The sequence below is a fragment of the Dietzia psychralcaliphila genome, assembly GCF_003096095.1.
In the GTDB taxonomy this organism is placed as follows: Bacteria; Actinomycetota; Actinomycetes; order Mycobacteriales; family Mycobacteriaceae; genus Dietzia; species Dietzia psychralcaliphila.
Window position 1 is genome coordinate 2,054,345 of sequence record NZ_CP015453.1, and the last position, 18,472, is coordinate 2,072,816.

Sequence of the window (18,472 nt, forward strand, 5' to 3'; positions counted from 1 at the left end):
CGGGAGCATCGTCGTCCGGGTCCCGCCGGGCCGGCGACGCTGACCGAGCCGGCGCAGTGAGCTGCACAAGGAACCGACCGGAGGCCCGCGGCCATGATCAGTCGACAGGCAATGTGAGCTGCCTGCCCGTGTGACCCGACCGGCGCCACCCCGAGGGGCCGCGGAGCACCGCGCCGTCGACCAGCAGGCGGCCCAGGACCGCCCGCGCCGTCGACGGTGGGACCCCCGCCGACGCCGCGACCTCCGCGGGGACCGCGCCACCCGTTGTGGGCAGTGCCTCGAGAACCCGCCGGGTCACGTCGTCGAGGTCGTCCCACGAGGACGCGTGCCCTGTTGGCGGCGGCGTGGTCTCGCCCATGTCCCCCGCCAGTTCAACGACGTCGGCGGTGCGCCCGACCAGGACCGCTCGACCGTCCCGGACGAGGAGGTGGCACCCGGTGGACGCGACTGACGTCACCGGTCCCGGCACCGCCCCGACCGGTCGGTCGAGCACCGTCGCCCAGGCGGCGGTGCTCAGGGCCCCGCTCCGGGCGGCCGCCTCCACCACCACCGTCGCCCGAGAGAGGGCGGCGATGAGTCTGTTCCGGTCGAGAAAGCGATACCTCGTGACCCCGGTCCCCGGGGGTTGATCCGAGACCACCGCCCCGGACTCGGCGACCGCGGACAGCAGTCCTTCGTTGCCTCTGGGATACAGACGATCCACACCTCCGGCGAGCACGGCGATCGTGGTGCCACCGGCGCCGAGGACGGCCCGGTGGGCCGCCGCGTCGATTCCGAACGCGCCGCCGGAGACCACGGTGAACCCCTCGGCGGCTACTCCCGAGGTCACGTCTGCGGTCACGGCCCGCCCGTAGGGGGTTGGCGCGCGGGTTCCCACCACGGCCACTGACCGGTGCACGACCGTCGTGGGGTCCGCCGGGCCGCGCCACCACAGTCCCAGCGGTCGAAGCGCCGTCTCCACCGCACCCCGGCCGCTCCCGCGGCGACGGCGCGGCCGGTCCAGCGGATCGAGCGCCGCCGCCGGCCACCCCGGGTCACCCGGGACGAGCAGTCTCGCACCTACCTCGGCCGCCTCACCGAGTAGGTCGTCGGGACGCACCCGGGAGCGCCGGGCCTCCGTCTGCGAGACGAGCGCGTCGCCGACCTGTCCGGCCCGGATCCGGTGGGCGGCCTCGACCGCGCCGACGGCGTCCACGAGGTCCCACAGCTGCGCCGTCGGCCGCTCGGTGACCGCCCCGAGGTAGGCGTAGGCCGCCCGAACCGGGTCGGGGACCAGCGTGTCCTCGCCCCGATCCGACATCAGTCCTCACCCCTGAGCACCAGTGCCTCGGCCACGTGGGACCCACCAGGGGATTCCGCGCCGTCCAGGTCCGCCAGCGTCCACGCCAGACGCAGACACCGGTCCACCCCTCGTGGCGACAGCAGCCCGTGTGCCAATGCCCGGTCCAGGGGGTTCCGCGCACCACGGTCGAGGCGCCCGGAGTCGCGGAGCACGCGTCCCGGGACGACGGCGTTGCTCCGAGCGTTCCCGGCCCCGGGGCATCCGGCCCACCTCTGGGCCGCAGCCGCTCTCGCCTCAGCCACCCTGGACCGCACGACCGCGCTCTCCTCCCCCTCTCCCACCCCGAACAGGCCCGAGCCCATCGGCAGCGTCCGGGCCGAGATGTCGATGCGATCGCGTAGCGGGCCGGTGAGGGCCCTGCCGTACCGACGCCTCGCGACGGCAGTGCACGTGCAGTCCGCCGGGCGCGGGACCCCACACGGGCAATCGTTGGCTGCCATGACCAGTTGGAACCGGGCGGGGAAGACGGACAGACCCTCGCTCCGTCCCACCCTCACCTCCCCCTCCTCCAGCGGGGTCCGCAGTCCGTCCAAGACGCGGCCGTGGAACTCTGCGCACTCGTCCAGGAAGAGCACTCCCTGGTGTGCGAAGGTCACCGCACCGGGCCGGGCGCGCCGGGTGCCGCCGCCGACGAGGGACGCGAGCGACGCAGAGTGGTGAGGCGCGACGAACGGTGGCCGGCTCAGCAGGGGATCATCGGGGGCCAGTCGCCCCGTCACCGAACGGATCGCCGTGGCTTCGAGTGCCTCGCGCTCCGCCAGGTCGGGAAGCAGCCCCGGTAGCCGCCGCGCGAGCATCGTCTTGCCGGTTCCCGGTGCGCCGCGCAGCAGGAGAGCGTGTCCACCGGCTGCGGCCACCTCCACCGCTCGTCGACAGTCCTCCTGCCCGTGCACCTCCGACAGATCATGGGTGTCGTCCTGCACGGTCCGGCGCACGGGTGGGGCGAGCGCGACCAGGTCGCCCACGCCGCGGCTCCAGTCCGCCAGCATCGCCAACGAGTCGACCCCCGCCGAGTCGATCCCACGGACCAGCCGAGCCTCGGTGAGGTTGGCGGTCGGGACGATGGCCCGCGTCAATCCGGCGTCCCGGGCGGCGAGGACCGCCGGGAGCACCCCGCGGACGCTGCGGACCCTTCCATCCAGGGCGAGCTCCCCGAGCAGGAGGGTGCCCGCGAACCGCGCGTCCGGCAACACGCCCGAAGCGGTGAGGGTCCCCGTCGCCAACGCCAGATCGAATCCCGCGCCCTCTTTGCGCAGATCGGCCGGGGACAGGGACAGGACGACCTTCCCGGGGGGCCAGGTCAACCCGGAGTTGGTCACCGCAGCCCGCATCCGGTCGCGCGACTGCAACACCGCGGAGTCCGGCATCCCCACGATGCTCACCCCTGGCAGGCCCCTGCCGACATCCGCCTCGACCTCGACCAGCTGGCCCCCGATCCCGGACAGGGCAACCGCCCACGTACGTCCGAGCGCCATCTCAGAACACGTCCTCGAAGATTTCGAGTCGCGGTCGGGAGGGGTCCGCGAGGTCCACGCCGATCACGTCGAAGCAGACCTGGTGCCACGAACCGGGATGCGCGGCCAGCCACTCCCGCGCCAACGTGCGCAGACGGTGTCGCTTGGTCACCGTCACCGACTCGGCCGGCGTCCCGAACCCGGTCCCGGTCCGCGTGCGGACCTCCACGAACCGCAACCGGCCACCGGTGTCGAGGGCGACCAGGTCGAGTTCCCCGGTCCGGCTCCGCCAGTTCCGGCTGATCACCACGCCCCCACGCGCCTCGATCAGCCTCGCGGCGTGTGCCTCCCCGATCGCCCCGGTCCGCCGGCGCATGTCACCCCCGTCCGCGCCGTTGACCGATCCCGCCCTGTCCCCCGCCATCGCGAGCCCCTCCCCGGCAGCCCGGCTCGTCCGGGCCGCCGCGGCTCACCATGCCCGACGACAGCGGCCCGATCCGCTGGACACGGATCGGGCCGGGAGCGCCCTGTGGAGGCGCGGCGGGCTGTGGAGGACCAGCCGTCGAGATCTATTCCGGGAGGCGGAGTTCGGGTTTGTCGAGCTCCTCGATGTTGACGTCCTTGAAGGTCAGGACGCGAACGTACTTCACGAAACGGGCAGGTCGATACATGTCCCACACCCATGCGTCCGACATCCGGACATCGAAGTAGACCTCACCGTCCGCAGACCTCGGGATCAGTTCTACTGCGTTGGCGAGATAGAAGCGCCGCTCCGTCTCGACGACGTAGGTGAACTGACCGACGATGTCGCGGTACTCGCGGTAAAGCGAGAGCTCCATCTCGGTCTCGTAGTTCTCCAGATCCTCGGCGCTCATCTAGTGCTGCTCCTCGAATGCGCCTGAGCGGCGCGACGGACGTTGGCGTACGACATCCGGTGGATGTCGCTGGGACCGAGCTGTTCGATCGCCCTGGCGTGACCCGCGGTGCTGTACCCCTTGTGTGCCGCGAACCCGTAGCCCGGGTACCTCGGGTCGAGGTCCACCATAATCCGATCGCGGGTGACCTTTGCGAGGACACTCGCGGCGGCGATGGATGCGACGACCGCGTCGCCCCCGATCACCGACGTGGACTGGCATCCGAGCCCGTCCACGGCGAACCCGTCGGTGAGGACGAAACCGGGTGCCGGGTCCAGAGCGGCCACCGCGCGCCGCATCCCCTCGAGGTTGCACCGGTGGACGCCCCGCGCGTCAATGCGATCGGGCTCGATCACCACGACCGACACGGCGGCCGCACGACGCAGCACGGCGTCGTGGAGTCGTTCCCTGGTGGGCTGCGACAGCTTCTTGGAGTCGTCGAGGTCGGCGAGTTCCGGAGCGAGACGGTCCCCGAGTACGCACGCAGCCACCACGAGCGGTCCCGCGCACGACCCGCGTCCGGCCTCGTCAACCCCGGCGACCGGCCCGAGACCGCGCCGTCCCAGGGCCGCCTCGAGTGCCAGCCTTCCGTCACGTCGGGTCACCCGGACCCGGCCCGGTCGGACAGGGCTCACCCCGCGTTGATATCCGGCGAGGGCACGGACCCGATCCGGTTGAACGGGAGGATGATGGCCTGCACCTTGCCGATGACGTTCTCGTCGGGGACCGTGCCCTGGAACTCGTCGCCCATGTGGTAGCGGGAGTCGGCGGAGTTGCTCCGGTTGTCACCCATCATCCAGTAGTTGCCCTCCGGAACGGTGACCGGTCCGAACGCGCAGTTGAGCGGATTGCGATCGAGGGAGGGATCCACGTTGAGGTACGGCTCGTCCAGGGGCTCGCCGTCCACCAGGAGCCGGCCGTCCGGTGAGCACCCACCCACGGTCTGACCACCTACGGCGATGACGCGCTTGACCATGTCGTTCTGGTCCGGCGGAATGATGCCGATGACCCCACCGATGTTCTGCAGAGTCCGGATCGCCGGGTTGTCCGACCGGATGGACTGGTAGCCCTGGTTCCAGGAGTCCGGTCCCTCGAACACGACGACGTCCCCGGGCTTCGGATCGCCGAACCGGTACGAGATCTTGTCCACGAAGATCCTGTCGCCCGTGCAACCGGCACATCCGTGCAACGTGGGCTCCATCGATTCCGACGGGATCTGATAGACCCGTCCGACGAAGGTCTGGAACACGAAGACCAGCACCAGCGCGATCACCACCAGCATGGGGATCTCGATGTACCAGGGCTGGCCCTTCTTCTCGGTGGCCCGCCTGTCGCGTCGACCTCCACGCATGCCTCGAGCCGGGTCCCCGTCTTCTCGGGGGCCCGGCTCGGAGGGGTTCTGTCCAGGTGTTTCGGTGCTGCTCACCCGGACGAGCGTAGTCGATCGGCCACCGTACCCGGCGGCCGAGTCCGACCCGCTCTACGCGCTCAGCGCTTCTCCTTGATCTTCGCGGCCTTGCCGCGGAGGTTGCGGAGGTAGTACAGCTTGGCGCGACGGACGTCACCGCGGGTCAGGACGTCGATGTGGTCGATGGTGGGCGAGTGCACCGGGAAGGTGCGCTCGACGCCGACTCCGAAGGAGACCTTGCGGACGGTGAAGGTCTCGCGGACGCCGCCGCCCTGGCGACGGATCACGACGCCCTTGAAGACCTGGACGCGCTCCTTGGAGCCCTCGATGACCTTGACGTGCACGTCGAGCGTGTCGCCCGGACGGAACGCGGGGATGTCGTCACGGAGTGACTTGTTGTCGATGAAGTCGAGAGTGTTCATTGTGTTCCTCGGATGTCAGGAATTGAGGACAGAGGACCCTGGCGCCCGCCGTCAGGCGGGTCGACCGGTTCGTGCCCCGGATCAGCGCGACCGTCCGCGGGCGCACGGAGCGCCCGGATGATCAACCTCGCTAGTGTGCCACTCCCGGCCTGCCCGGCCCAAATCAGTGGGAGCTCGGCGTCCACCCGGCGGAGTCCAGTATATCGAGGTCCGCCGGACGGAGGTCCGCACCGTCGAGCAGATCGGGTCGGCGGCGCGCCGTGCGGCGTAGTGACTCGTCCCGCCGCCACCGCGCGATCTTCGCGTGGTTACCACTCCTGAGCACCTCGGGAACCGGCCGATCCCGCCACACCTCGGGCCGGGTGTAGCTGGGCCCCTCGAGCAGCCCGTCCGAGAAGGAGTCCTCCTCGTGGCTGCGCTGGTTACCCAGGACTCCTGGTAGGAGTCTGACGACGGCTTCCGCGATCACCAGCACGGCCACCTCCCCTCCGATGAGCACGTAGTCGCCGATGCTCACCTCCTCCACATCCATCCGCGTGGAGGCCTCGTCGATCACCCGCTGATCGATTCCCTCATAGCGACCGCACGCGAACAGCAGGTGTCCACGCCGGGCGTAGCGGTGGGCGTCGGTCTGGGTGAAGGGCCGACCCGCAGGGGTGGGCACGATGAGCAGGGGCCGCTCCCCCGACTCGTCGACGGCCGGCCGCACCAGATCGTCGAGGGCATCTCCCCAGACGGTCGGTCGCATCACCATGCCGGGTCCCCCACCGAACGGCGTGTCGTCGACGGACTTGTGCACATCGCGGGCCCACGCCCGGAGGTCGTGGACCGCCAGATCCAGAATGCCCCGATCGATCGCCCGGCCGGGCAGCGCCAGGCGGAGCGGGGCGAGATAGTCGGGGAAGACGGTGACGACGTCGAGCCGCATCCGCGGGGCGTCGGCCACCTCGAGCGGACCCGTCACGAGGTCCCCAGATCGAGCAGCCCCTCCGGTGGGTCGATGACGCACGTGCCGGAGTCGAGGTCGATCTCGGGCACGATCCGGGAGACGAAGGGCACCAGCGCGTCGGCCCCGTCCGAGAGCCGGACGGCGAGCAGCTCCCCACCCGCTGTGTGCACGACCTCGGTGACCTCACCGAGCTCCGCTCCCCCGGTGTCGAGAACCCGCAGCCCCACCAGTTGGTGGTCGTGGAACTCGTCCGGATCATCCGTCTCCGGCAGTGCATCGGAGTCGACCAGCAGGAGCATCCCACGCAACGCGTCGGCCGAATCCCGGTCGGCCACGCCGGCCAGACGCACGAGAAGCCGCCCGGAATGGTCCCGGGCGGCCTCTATGGTGACTTCACGGTCCGTGACGTTGTTCCCCTTGCCGGTGCGGCCGGTCAGACGCGTGCCCACCCCGAAACGATCTCGGGGGGAGTCGGTCCGAACGTCCACCACGAGTTCGCCGCGGACCCCGTGGGACTTGACGACGCGGCCCACGACGAGCTCCATGATGTCCTTCCGGTACGGGTGAGATCCGAGTGGGACTAGCGGTCTGTGTCGACCACGTCGACCCGGACGTCCGGCCCGCCGACGGCGGCGACGATCGTCCGGATCGCGGAGGCGGTACGGCCGCCACGGCCGATGACGCGTCCGAGATCATCGGGCGACACGGTCACGCGGATCACGGTGCCGCGCCGACCTCCGCTCGACCGGACGGAGACCGCATCGGGATCCGACACGATGCCGCGGACGAGATGGTCGACGGCGTCGACGACCATGTCACTCATCTGTCTCAGGCCTCGGTGGTCTCGGCGTCAGCCGACCCGGCCTCGGCGGAGTCGCCCTCGGCGGCCTCGGCTGCGGCGGCCTTCTTGGCGTCATCCTCAGCCTTCTTGGCCTCGTCGGCCTTCTTGGCCTTCTCAGCCTTGCGCTTGGTGGTGATGGCCTCGGCGGACGGCTCGCCCTGGGCCTCCTCGAGCGCCTTGTTGAACAGCTCCAGCTTGCTGGGCTTGGGCTCGGCGACCCTGAGGGTGCCCTCTGCGCCCTCGAGGCCCTTGAACTTCTGCCAGTCACCGGTGATCTTGAGCAGGGCCTCGACGGCCTCGGTGGGAAGCGCGCCCACACCGAGCCAGTACTGCGCGCGCTCGGAGTCGATCTGGATGAAGCTCGGCTCCTCCTTGGGGCGGTAGAGGCCGATGGTCTCGATGGAGCGCCCGTCGCGACGGGTGCGGGCGTCGGCCACGACCACGCGGTACTGCGGGTTGCGGATCTTGCCGAGGCGGGTGAGCTTGATCTTGACGGCCATGTGGCGTCTCTCTTCCTGTTACGGGTCACGTGGCGATTCAGCGACTCCCGCACGTGTTGCGGGGCCCGGTTTCGCCTTCCGGGTGACCGCCGTTCGGCGCGGGCACCCGTCCGCGACCAGAGCGGAGGGACCCACCGGTGACGGCGTCCAGCGCACCAGTGTAAACGCCCCGCCGCCCCCGGTACCAATCGGCGTGTCCCGAACCCGTCCGGTCAGCGCTTGGGGAACTTCAGGTCGTTCAGATCGATTCCCTCGAGTCCCGGCGGCAACTGGTCGAGCCCGGGTGGCATCTGCGACAGATCCGGCATCCCACCTGCGGGCATACCCGGCATCCCCGGGGGCAATCCCGGCATCCCGCCGGGCATCATGCCCCTGTTCTTGGGCTGGGTCGGTCCACGGCCCTTGCCCTTGCCCTTCTTGCCCTTGCGCTGGTTCTTCCGCCCGGCTCCGGGCATACCCATCTGCCCCGCCATCCGGCTCATCATCTTGCGGGCCTCGAAGAACCGGTCCACCAACTGATTGACGTCTGTGACGGTGACGCCGGAGCCCTTGGCGATGCGCTGGCGGCGGGATCCGTTGATGATCTTGGGATCGGCCCGCTCCGCCGGCGTCATCCCCCGGATGATCGCCTGGATGCGGTCCAGGTACTTCTCGTCGATATCGCCGACGGCCGCCTTCATCTCCTTGCCCCCGGGGAGCATGCCCAGGAGATTGCCGATGGGGCCCATCTTCCGGATCATCAACATCTGGTCGAGGAAGTCCTCGAGTGTGAGCTCCCCCGAGCCGATCTTGGCGGCCGTCTTCTCCGCGTCCTTGGCGTCGAAGACGGTCTCGGCCTGCTCGATGAGCGAGAGCACGTCGCCCATGCCGAGGATCCGGCTCGACATGCGATCGGGGTGGAAGACGTCGAAGTCCTCGAGCTTCTCACCGTTGGACGCGAACATGATCGGCGTGCCGGTGAGCTCGCGGACGCTCAGCGCGGCACCACCACGGGCATCGCCGTCGAGCTTGGTCAGGACGACGCCGGTGAAGCCGACTCCCTCGCGGAAGGCCTCCGCGGTCAACACGGCGTCCTGACCGATCATCGCGTCGAGGACGAAGAAGGTCTCGTCCGGTTGGACCGCGTCACGGATTCCCCGGGCCTGGGCCATGAGCTCATCGTCGATACCCAGCCGGCCGGCGGTGTCGACGATCACGACGTCGTGCATCTTGGCCCGGGCGTGCGCGAGGCCCCGCTGGGCCACGGCCACCGGCTCCTGCACTCCGACGACCGCTCCGTCACCACCCACCGACGTGCCGGGGTGGGGTGCGAAGACCTGGACGCCGGCGCGCTCGCCGACGATCTGCAGCTGGTCGACCGCGCCCGGTCGCTGGAGGTCACACGCCACGAGGAGCGGGGTGTGACCCTGACCCTTGAGCCAGTGCGCGAGTTTTCCGGCGAGCGTGGTCTTACCCGCGCCCTGCAGACCCGCGAGCATGATCACCGTGGGCGGTTGCTTGGCGAACTCGATGCGTCGCGCCTCACCACCCAGGATCGCGGTGAGCTCCGCGTCGACGATCTTGACGACCTGCTGCGCGGGGTTGAGGGCCTCGGACACCTCAGATCCCTTGGCCCGCTCCTTGACCCTGGAGATGAAGGTACGCACGACGGGCAGTGCGACATCCGCCTCGAGCAACGCCAGGCGGATCTCGCGCGCCGTCGCATCGATGTCGGCGTCGCTGAGCCGCCCCTTCCCGCGCAGGTCCTTGAGCGCACCTGCCAGGCGATCGGACAAGGAATCGAACACGGCTACAGCTCCCTGGTTCGCGGGCCGGGAGCGTGGAGGCCCCGGCGTCGTCGGCGACGACTGCTCACAGGGTATCGGCACGCCCGACGCCGGGCGTCGCGGGATCGCGCCGGGGAAGCAGGGACTCGACCTCCGTGGCCGTGCTGAGCACCGCTCCGGGGCCGGACAGCGCGAACACGTCCTCGACCGCGGCGCCGCGTGTCCGCACCACCACCCAGTCGATTCTCGCCCCCTTCCCCAGGATCGACGCGATGACCTTGGCGAACAGCCCCGGCCGGTCCTCGGCCCGCACCTCGAGCAGGATTCCCTCCGCATCCGTTCGTCGGTTGACCAGTACCGACGACCTGGCCTGCGGGGGGCCGATCAGGCGTGAGGCGTTGCGCGCGAGCGCGGCCCTCAGCGACGCCGACACCCCGGAGTCGACCGCCCGACGCAGATCCTGACGGAGCACCCTCGGGTCGACGGGGTCGCCGAATCGTGTGGACACCGTCATCCTCGCGCGAACCCCACCGGGCGGGCGCAGGTCGATCTCCGCGTCGATGATCTCCAACCGGTGCGCGGCGAGGACCTCCGCCGTCACCGCGAGAGACTTTCCCGAACCGGGGACCACGAGGGTGACCTCATGGTTGGTCCCGGTCCCGGCGGGGCGCAGGTCCACCACGACATCGGGCGGGCCGTGCGGCCGCGTGGCGTCGACGACCGGAGCCTCCACCGCGCCGGGCTGCGAACCCACCCGGGCCCGGCACGCATCGACCAGCATCTCGTGGGCCCTGGCTCGTCCCTGTGTCCAGACCGTCGGCCCGGTGGCCAACGAGTCGGCCTCGGTGAGCGTGGCGAGCACGTCGAACGCGGTCGCGTCCTCCTCGAGGGTGGCCAGAACCGAATCAGCCGTCACCGGATCCGACGGATCGCGTCTGGTCGCGGTCGAGGCGAGCAACAGGTGGTGGAGGACGATGCGGACCAGGGTGTCGACGTCGGCGGGACCGAGCCCCATGCGTTGCACGATCGGCCTGACCATCTCGGCGCCCGTCTCGCTGTGGTCCCCCTCGCGGCTCTTTCCCAGGTCGTGCAGCAGCGCCGACAACAGGAGCAGATCCGCCCGGGCGACCGAGGTGGTCAACCGGGATGCCTCCACCGCGGTCTGGACCAGGTGGCGATCGACCGTGTAGACGTGTGCCCGGTCCCTGGCCGGCAGGTCCCTCACCCCCGACCACTCGGGCAGGATCCGCTCCCACAGTCCACTCCGGTCCAGGGCTTCGAGAACCGGCACCTGGGCTTCACCCGACCCGAGTAGGACCAGGAGGTCCGAGAGCGCCTCGGCGGGCCACCGGCCCTCGGGGGCCGGCGAACGCTCCACCAGCACCCCGAGGGTCGAGCTGGCCACGGGTAGTCCGAACCGGGCTGCCGCCGCCGCCACCCGTAGGGGTAGCCACGGGTCCTCGGTGACCCGGGCGTTCCTCGCGAGTGCCACCTCGCCGGCGTGCTCCACCACGCCGTCGTCGAGCGGTCGGCGGACCGGTGATCTGCGCAGCAACCCGGTGAGACCACGGGAGGACAGGGACGCGCACGACCCACGGATGGCCTGGTCAGCGGTGAACGCGATGGTCCGGGATGCGTCACTGAGTGAACGCGCGAGATCGAAGCGATCACCCAGCCCGAGTGCGTTGCCGACATCGTCTCCGTACTCCGCGTGCAGCACCTCCCGGGGCCGCCCGCTCACCCGGTGGAGCTCGGTCCGCGCGTCCAGGACCAGCCGGTGCGCGGTCGTCAGCCCACCGGGGACGACCGGGCGTCCGTCGCTGAGGTGTGCGACCGCGAGAGCTGTGACCAGCTGCGAATCGCGCAGCCCACCCACGCCGTTCTTGAGGTCGGGCTCACTCCGGTGCGCGATCACCCCGGACCGTTGACGCCGGGCCACCGCGGCGGCCACGAGGTCGTCGAACCGGGAGGCGATCTGGTCCCGCCACTGGCGACGAGCGCCGTCGACGACGAGAGCTCCCAGGTCGGCGTCCCCGGCGATCACCCGGGCGTCCAACAGGCTCAGCCCCACCGAGACGTCCGCAGCCGCGACCGCGAGGCACTGGTCGACGGTCCGCACACTGTGGTCCAGGCTCACACCCGAGTCCCACAGCGGGTACCACATGGCGTCCGCGAGTTCACCGACGTCACGGTCGGGACGTCTCTCGTGGACCAGCACCAGGTCGAGGTCCGAGTACGGGAGCACTTCCCGCCGGCCGAGCCCACCGAAGGCCACGAGTGCGAACCCGGACCCCGGGCCGATCCCCGCCTCCTCGGCCAGCCGTCCGAGCTCCATCTCGTACAACTCGCACAGCGCGTCCCGCAGGTCTGCCGCGGGAAGGTCCCCCGCGGTGGCGGAGAGGATCCGCTCGCGACCGTCCCGCAACGCCATGGCACGCTCGCCGTCCGCCGTCACGCTCACGTCGTCCCTCTTTTCCGATGATGAGTATGTCTCTAGAATGTCCGCCCCGTGTCACCTCGCAGCGGCTGAGGTGTTTCGCTTCTGTGAACGACAGCGCACGCGCCCCGAAAAGCGCGGAGAGGCAAGGGCAATCACCGAGAAGCGCGGCCGACCCGGGATTCCGGGTCGACCGCGCGTCGTGGTGTGATCGATCAGATCGCGGCGTCGCCGGCCTCGCCCGTGCGGACCCGGACGATGCTCTCGACGGGAGTCACCCACACCTTTCCGTCGCCGATCTTGCCGGTTCGTGCGGCGTCCACGACCAGTTGAACCACGGTGTCGGCGGTCTCGTCGTCGACGACGACCTCCACCCGGATCTTGGGTACGAAGTCCACGGCGTACTCCGCGCCGCGATAGACCTCGGTGTGACCCTTCTGGCGGCCGTAGCCCTGGACCTCACTGATGGTGAGTCCGTGGATTCCCGCCTGTTCGAGTGCTGCCTTGACGTCATCGATCGTGAACGGCTTGACGATCGCGGTGACCAGCTTCATGTCTGGGGTTCCTTTCGCAGTTGTCGGCTCAACGGATGAGCGCGTTGGTGGAGGCCTCGTACGCGGACTCCGCGTGCTCGGCACCGTCGATACCGGACTGCTCGTCCGCCTCGGTGATGCGCCAACCCAGCGGGCGGCAGATGACGTACGCGATCGCGGTCATGATGGCGGTGAAGACCAGCGCCGCGAGAGCGATCACGATCTGGACGACGAGCAGCTTCCAGCCCTCTGCCGAGTAGAACACGCCGGGGGCGGTTCCGAAGGTGCCGGTGGCCAGGAGGCCGATGGCGATGGTCCCCCACAGGCCGGCCACGAGGTGGACGCCCACGACGTCGAGCGAGTCGTCGTAGCCGAAACGGTGCTTGAGTCCGACGGCGAGCGCACACAGCGCACCGGACACGGCACCGAGGGCGATCGCGCCGAGCGGGTGGACCGAGCCGGCGGCCGGGGTGATGGCGACCAGGCCGGCGACGACGCCCGAGGCGGCACCGAGGCTGGTCGGGTGGCCGTCCCGGATGCGCTCAGTGAGGAGCCAGCCGAGCATCGCTGCGGCGGTGGCGACGGTGGTGTTGATCCAGGCGAGACCGGCCGCGCCGTTGGCGCCGAACGCCGAGCCGGCGTTGAAGCCGAACCAGCCGAACCACAGGAGGCCGGCACCGAGCATGACGAGCGGGAGGCTGTGGGGCCGGAACGCGGTGCGTCCGAAGTCGTAGCGCTTGCCGATGAGGAGCACGAGGACCAGGGCGGCCATTCCGGCGTTGATGTGGACCACGGTGCCGCCGGCGAAGTCGACCGGGCCGACCGCCGCGGTGAGACCGCCGTCACCGTCGTCGACGGTGCCGAAGATCATGGACGCGAGGCCGTTCTCGGAGTGCGAGAGCAGCCCGCCGCCCCACACCATGTGGGCGAGCGGGAAGAACGCCAGCGTCACCCACACGCCCACGAACACCAGCCAGGTGCCGAACTTCACGCGCTCGGCGATCGCACCCGAGATGAGAGCCACCGTGATGATGGCGAAGGTGACCTGGAAGGCCACGTCGATGACCTGCGGGTACGCGCCCAGGGTCGACACCATCCAGTTGTCCGCGTCGCCGATCACACCCGCGAGGCCGAACATCTCGAAGGGATTGGCGAACAACCCGAGGACGTCCTGCGTGCCGTAGGACATCGACCAGCCCCACAGCACGTAGACGACGCCGACGACGCCCATCGCGCTGAAGGACATCATCATCATGTTGAGCACTGACTTCTGGCGGGTCATACCGCCGTAGAACAACGCCAGTGCGGGCGTCATGAGCAGGACCAGGGATGCCGCCATGAGCATCCAGGCCGTGTCTCCCGCGTTGATCTCCGTCGTCGCCTCCTGGGCGAGCAACAAGACACTGTCACCTCTCACGGTGAGGTCCTCCTCGTCTCCATGGTGAGCGTTTGTCACTCACTCTCAGACCAGAAGAATTCCTTTCCGCTGTTTCGGTGGATGCTCGGCCGTGTTTCCGATCTGTAACACGGCCGGCCCTGTGGTTCCGATCGTGTGTCCTAGGTCCCGAGTAGTGCGTCGACGAAGGCCTCCGGGGTGAACGGCGCCAGGTCGTCGGCACCCTCGCCCAGTCCCACGAGCTTCACCGGTACCCCGAGCTCGTGTTGGACCTGGAAGACGATCCCACCCTTGGCGGTGCCGTCGAGCTTGGTGAGCACCACCCCGGTGATGTCGACGACCTCCTTGAAGACCCGGGCCTGCATGAGCCCGTTCTGCCCGGTGGTCGCATCGATCACGAGCAGGACCTCGTCGACGGGGGTCTTCTTCTCGACGACGCGCTTGACCTTCCCGAGCTCGTCCATGAGGCCCGTCTTGGTGTGGAGGCGGCCGGCGGTGTCCACCAGCACGGCGTCGACGCCGGTCTCCACCCCCCTGGCGACGGCGTCGAACGCCACCGACGCGGGATCCGCGCCCTCCTTACCGCGCACGACCTCTGCACCGACGCGCTCGGCCCAGGTCTGGAGCTGGTCCGCGGCGGCGGCGCGGAAGGTGTCCGCGGCGCCGAGGAGGATGCGGCGTCCGTCGGCCACCAGGACACGGGCGAGTTTGCCCGTGGTGGTGGTCTTGCCGGTGCCGTTGACACCGACGACGAGGATTACCGCGGGCTTGCCGTCGTTGGGGAGCGCGCGCAACGAGCGGTCGTACTCGGGATGGAGGTTGTCCACGAGTGCCTGCCGGAGCAGGTCCCGCACCTCGGCCTCGGTGCGGATCTGTCTGGTGGCGATGTCCTCTCGCAGCCGGTCGACGACACGCTGTGTGACAGTGGTACCGAGGTCCGCCATGATCAACGTGTCCTCGATCTCCTCCCATGCGTCCTCGTCGAGGTCACCCGCGCCCAGGAGTCCGAGCAACCCCTGCCCCACCGTGCCCTGTGAGCGCGCCAGCCGACCGCGGAGGCGGTCGAGGCGTCCTTCTGACGGGTCGATCCGCTCGACCGGGGCCACCGTGGCGGGAGTCCCGGTGATCAGCTCTGTCGTGGGGACCGGAACCTCCTCGTCCGGGACCTCCGGCGGCACCACCACCGGCTCGACGGGCGCGGGCTCCACGACCACCGTGTCGTCGGTCGGGCCGGGTCGGGTGTCCGGCTCGGGCACGATCGGCGCCGCGGGGGCCTGTGGCTCTGCCGTGGTCGGGGTCTCGACCGGCTCCTCCGGCGTTGCGGGGGTCTGCGGCCGTGCAGGGCGCGTGGGCTCGGCTGACGGCTCGACCCCGGGCATCCGGGGCGTGGGCGGCGCGGCCGGCCGGGGCGTCTCGCGCGGCAGGGGTTCCCTCGGGGGTGCCGCAGTGGCGCTCCCGCCCGCCTCGGTGAACGAGAAGCCCGTCCCCGCCTGGTAGTTGCCGGAACGTTCCTCGCGGGTGAGCTCCTTCCGCTCCTCCGGCTTGCTCAGCGAGATCTGGCGCTTCTTTCGTAACTGCAGGCCCACGACCAGCGCGAGGACGGCGAGCAACAGTACGGCGACAACGGCGACGATGATCCAGGTGGTGTTCACGGTGCCCAGTATGGACGACAGCCCCCGTCCTCATCTCGGTCCCGGGTGGCGCAGGCGGACCTAGACTGGCGCTGTTCCCGTAAGGAGGTGTCCGCGCGTGACCGAGGTCGCTGCCCCGCACGTCCCGGTCCGAACCCGGAGGCCACCCCTCCGGCGCACCCCTGCGTTTCCCACCTGGGCCGCCAAGACCGTCATGGCCGTGACGGGTCTGCTCTTCACCTCGTTCGTCGTTGTGCACATGATCGGCAACCTCAAGGTCTTCGGCGGTGCGGCCGGTTTCGACGGCTACGCCGAGTGGTTGCGGACGCTTCTCTACCCACTGGTGCCGCACGAGGGCGTGTTGTGGGCCCTGCGGGTGGTGCTCGTGGTGAGCCTGGTGGCACACATCGGGTGCTCGGTACTGCTCGCGCGGCGCTCCCGGGCCTCGGCGGGTCCCGGTCGTCGTCGCACCGGCCTGACCGCCAGTTCCTTCGGCGCGCGGTCCATGATGCTGACCGGCGTGGTGATGCTCCTGTTCGTGGTCTTCCACATCCTGGACATGACCACCGGCACCGCCCCGGTCGCCAGCGACTCCTTCGCCCCCGGTTCGGCGTACGCGAACCTCGTGGCCAGCTTCGCCAGGCCGTGGGTGGCGGCGTTCTACGGGGTCACCATGGTCCTGCTCGCGGTGCACGTGGCGCACGGCGTCCGCACGGCGGCGGGCGATCTCGGGGTGACGGGGGTCCGGAGCCGTGCCGCGGCGACGGTCGTGGGAGGGGCCGCCGCTGTCGCGGTGTTGGTGGGCAACGCCATGATCCCGATCGCCGTGCAGGCCGGGTGGCTCGCATGACCGGCCCACTCACCCAGGGCGTATCGGGCACCTTCGAGCCGCCGCCCGTGACGGCACCCGGCGCGCGGGCCGGGGGTGTCCTGTCCTCGGGTGCTCCTGTCGGCGATCCCGCCACCGCCTGGTCGCGGCAACGCGACTCCTACCCCCTGGTCTCCCCCGGCAACCGACGCCGCTTCCACGTGGTCGTGGTGGGCACTGGCCTGGCCGGCGCAGGCGCGGCCGCCGCGCTCGGCGAGCTGGGCTATCGGGTCACCGCGTTCACGTATCACGACGCGCCGCGGCGCGCGCATTCCGTGGCGGCCCAGGGCGGGATCAACGCCGCTCGCGCGAGGCGGGTCGACGGCGACTCCCTGCACCGCTTCGTCGCCGATACCGTCAAAGGCGGCGACTTCCGGGGCAGGGAGGCCGAGGCGTACAGGTTGGGTGAGGAATCGGTTCGCGTCATCGACCACTTCTCGGCGATCGGCACACCGTTCGCCCGGGAGTACGGGGGCGTCCTGTCCACGCGGTCGTTCGGCGGCGTGCAGGTCTCGCGCACCTACTACTCCCGCGGACAGACCGGCCAGCAGCTCCAGATCGCCGGCACCCAGGCCCTCCAGCGGCAGATCCGGGCGGGCACGGTGCGGTTGCACACCCGACACGAGATGCTCGATCTGATCGTCGACGACGCCGGATGTCACGGGGTCGTGGTCCGCGACCTCGTCTCCGGCAACCTCCGCGCCGAGACCGCCCACGCCGTGGTGCTGGCGACCGGCGGCTACGGGAACGTCTTCCACGACTCCACGCTCGCGGTGAACTCCAACGCCTCGGCCGTGTGGCGGGCTCACCAGCGGGGGGCACTGTTCGCCTCGCCGTCGTTCGTCCAGTTCCACCCCACCGCCCTGCCCAAGGACACCGACTGGCAGGCCAAGACCATCCTCATGAGCGAGTCGCTCCGCAACGACGGCCGCATCTGGGTGCCGCTGCACGCGGGCGACGACCGGCCGCCCGGCGACATCCCCGACACCGAGCGCGACTACTTCCTCGAGCGCCGCTACCCGGCCTTCGGCAACCTGGTCCCCCGCGACGTTGCCTCACGGGCGATCACGGCGGAGATCCGCGACGGTCGCGGGGCGGGGCCCCGCCGCAACTCGGTCTACCTGGACTTCCGGGAGGCTCTCGCCCGCGACGGCCGCCGGAAGATCGCCGAGCGCTACGGCAACCTGTTCGAGATGTACTCCCACGCCACCGGCGAGGACCCGTACACCGTTCCGATGCGCATCGCGCCCACCTGCCACTTCACCATGGGCGGTCTGTGGAGCGACTACGACCTCCAGACCTCGATACCCGGACTGTTCGTCGGGGGCGAATGTGGGTGGGCCTACCACGGCGCCAACCGGCTCGGCGCGAACTCACTGCTCAGCGCGAGCGTGGACGGGTGGTTCACCCTTCCGTACTCGGTGCCGGCGCATCTGGCCGCGCGCCTCGGGGAAGAGCCACCGGACGACGACGACGAGGTGGTCACCACAGCCGTGGGCCGCGCCCGGGCCCGCGTCGATGCCCTCCTCGCGGTGGGTGGATCGACCGGGCCCGCACACTTCCACCGCGAACTGGGAGAGATCCTCTACGCCGGTTGCGGGGTCACCCGCACCGCGGAGGGTCTCATCTCCGCGATCGGGCGCATCCGGGACCTGCGGGCCCGGTTCTGGTCCGACCTCCGGGTGACCGGAACCGGCGAGCACCTCAACCAGGTGCTCGAACTTGCCGGTCGGACGGCCGACTACCTGGAGCTGGCCGAACTGATGTGCGTCGACGCCCTGGACCGGGACGAATCCTGCGGAGCGCACTTCCGCGACGAGCACCAGACCTCGGGCGGCGAGGCGCTGCGCCGCGACGACCACTGGCGCTTCGCGTCGGCGTGGGGATCCGAAGGCGACGATCGCGGCGGCCCACGCAGCTTCACCCGCCATGCCGAACCGCTCGACTTCTCCGCGGTCGAGCTCACGACGAGGGACTACCGATGAGACAGACAGTGCGAACGACGGTAGGA

The 18,472-nt window shown here is 70.2% G+C and carries 18 protein-coding genes; 2 read left to right on the forward strand and 16 right to left on the reverse strand.

Features of this window, described 5'->3' with window-relative positions; translation table 11 throughout:
- Positions 1 to 97: 97 nt before the first annotated feature.
- From dprA to ftsY, 16 genes are all read right to left on the reverse strand, one after another.
- A complete protein-coding gene (gene dprA / locus A6048_RS09415) occupies positions 98 to 1,300 on the reverse strand; it encodes a DNA-processing protein DprA (RefSeq protein WP_107747428.1) in 1,203 nt (400 codons plus the stop codon).
- The gene (locus tag A6048_RS09420) at positions 1,300 to 2,817 is read right to left on the reverse strand and encodes a YifB family Mg chelatase-like AAA ATPase (RefSeq protein ID WP_107747427.1); all 1,518 of its coding nucleotides are present in this window, start codon (positions 2,815 to 2,817) and stop codon (positions 1,300 to 1,302) included. Before A6048_RS09420 ends, dprA begins: the two co-directional genes overlap by 1 nt.
- Position 2,818: 1 nt before the next feature.
- Complete coding sequence (locus A6048_RS09425; protein WP_107747426.1) at positions 2,819 to 3,220, reverse strand: YraN family protein; 402 nt, start codon at positions 3,218 to 3,220, stop codon at positions 2,819 to 2,821.
- A gap of 145 nt (positions 3,221 to 3,365) precedes the next feature.
- On the reverse strand, positions 3,366 to 3,671 hold the full coding sequence (locus A6048_RS09430; protein ID WP_007632861.1) for a DUF2469 domain-containing protein: 306 nt from the start codon (positions 3,669 to 3,671) through the stop codon (positions 3,366 to 3,368).
- Positions 3,668 to 4,345, reverse strand: coding sequence for a ribonuclease HII (locus tag A6048_RS09435; protein ID WP_107747425.1), 678 nt, complete (start codon positions 4,343 to 4,345; stop codon positions 3,668 to 3,670). The genes A6048_RS09430 and A6048_RS09435 overlap by 4 nt, the downstream gene beginning before the upstream one ends.
- A complete protein-coding gene (lepB, locus tag A6048_RS09440) occupies positions 4,342 to 5,061 on the reverse strand; it encodes a signal peptidase I (protein ID WP_107747424.1) in 720 nt (239 codons plus the stop codon). The genes A6048_RS09435 and lepB overlap by 4 nt, the downstream gene beginning before the upstream one ends.
- Positions 5,062 to 5,198: 137 nt before the next feature.
- Complete coding sequence (gene rplS / locus A6048_RS09445) at positions 5,199 to 5,540, reverse strand: 50S ribosomal protein L19 (protein ID WP_017836979.1); 342 nt, start codon at positions 5,538 to 5,540, stop codon at positions 5,199 to 5,201.
- A 163-nt stretch (positions 5,541 to 5,703) separates the two neighbouring features.
- On the reverse strand, positions 5,704 to 6,468 hold the full coding sequence (gene trmD, locus A6048_RS09450) for a tRNA (guanosine(37)-N1)-methyltransferase TrmD (RefSeq protein WP_107747688.1): 765 nt from the start codon (positions 6,466 to 6,468) through the stop codon (positions 5,704 to 5,706).
- A gap of 32 nt (positions 6,469 to 6,500) precedes the next feature.
- Entirely contained in the window at positions 6,501 to 7,034 is a 534-nt protein-coding gene (gene rimM, locus A6048_RS09455) for a ribosome maturation factor RimM (protein ID WP_107747423.1), read from the reverse strand.
- A gap of 35 nt (positions 7,035 to 7,069) precedes the next feature.
- Entirely contained in the window at positions 7,070 to 7,312 is a 243-nt protein-coding gene (locus A6048_RS09460; protein WP_107747422.1) for an RNA-binding protein, read from the reverse strand.
- Between the two features lie 5 nt (positions 7,313 to 7,317).
- Positions 7,318 to 7,830 carry a 30S ribosomal protein S16 gene (gene rpsP / locus A6048_RS09465; RefSeq protein ID WP_107747421.1) on the reverse strand — a complete coding sequence of 171 codons (513 nt, stop codon included), beginning with the start codon at positions 7,828 to 7,830 and terminating at the stop codon, positions 7,318 to 7,320.
- A gap of 212 nt (positions 7,831 to 8,042) precedes the next feature.
- Entirely contained in the window at positions 8,043 to 9,617 is a 1,575-nt protein-coding gene (gene ffh / locus A6048_RS09470) for a signal recognition particle protein (protein ID WP_107747420.1), read from the reverse strand.
- A 64-nt stretch (positions 9,618 to 9,681) separates the two neighbouring features.
- The gene (locus A6048_RS09475; protein ID WP_146166353.1) at positions 9,682 to 12,057 is read right to left on the reverse strand and encodes a [protein-PII] uridylyltransferase; all 2,376 of its coding nucleotides are present in this window, start codon (positions 12,055 to 12,057) and stop codon (positions 9,682 to 9,684) included.
- Positions 12,058 to 12,248: 191 nt separating this feature from the next.
- Entirely contained in the window at positions 12,249 to 12,587 is a 339-nt protein-coding gene (locus A6048_RS09480) for a P-II family nitrogen regulator (RefSeq protein WP_107747418.1), read from the reverse strand.
- 28 nt (positions 12,588 to 12,615) lie between these two features.
- A complete protein-coding gene (locus A6048_RS09485) occupies positions 12,616 to 13,911 on the reverse strand; it encodes an ammonium transporter (protein ID WP_107747687.1) in 1,296 nt (431 codons plus the stop codon).
- Positions 13,912 to 14,123: 212 nt separating this feature from the next.
- Positions 14,124 to 15,614, reverse strand: a complete 1,491-nt coding sequence (gene ftsY, locus A6048_RS09490) for a signal recognition particle-docking protein FtsY (RefSeq protein ID WP_107747417.1) — start codon at positions 15,612 to 15,614, stop codon at positions 14,124 to 14,126.
- Positions 15,615 to 15,711: 97 nt separating this feature from the next.
- On the opposite strand from ftsY, the gene A6048_RS09495 reads away from it, so the two are divergent.
- Positions 15,712 to 16,443, forward strand: a complete 732-nt coding sequence (locus tag A6048_RS09495; RefSeq protein WP_107747416.1) for a succinate dehydrogenase cytochrome b subunit — start codon at positions 15,712 to 15,714, stop codon at positions 16,441 to 16,443.
- Positions 16,440 to 18,446 carry a fumarate reductase/succinate dehydrogenase flavoprotein subunit gene (locus A6048_RS09500; RefSeq protein ID WP_107747415.1) on the forward strand — a complete coding sequence of 669 codons (2,007 nt, stop codon included), beginning with the start codon at positions 16,440 to 16,442 and terminating at the stop codon, positions 18,444 to 18,446. The genes A6048_RS09495 and A6048_RS09500 overlap by 4 nt, the downstream gene beginning before the upstream one ends.
- Positions 18,447 to 18,472: the final 26 nt, after the last annotated feature.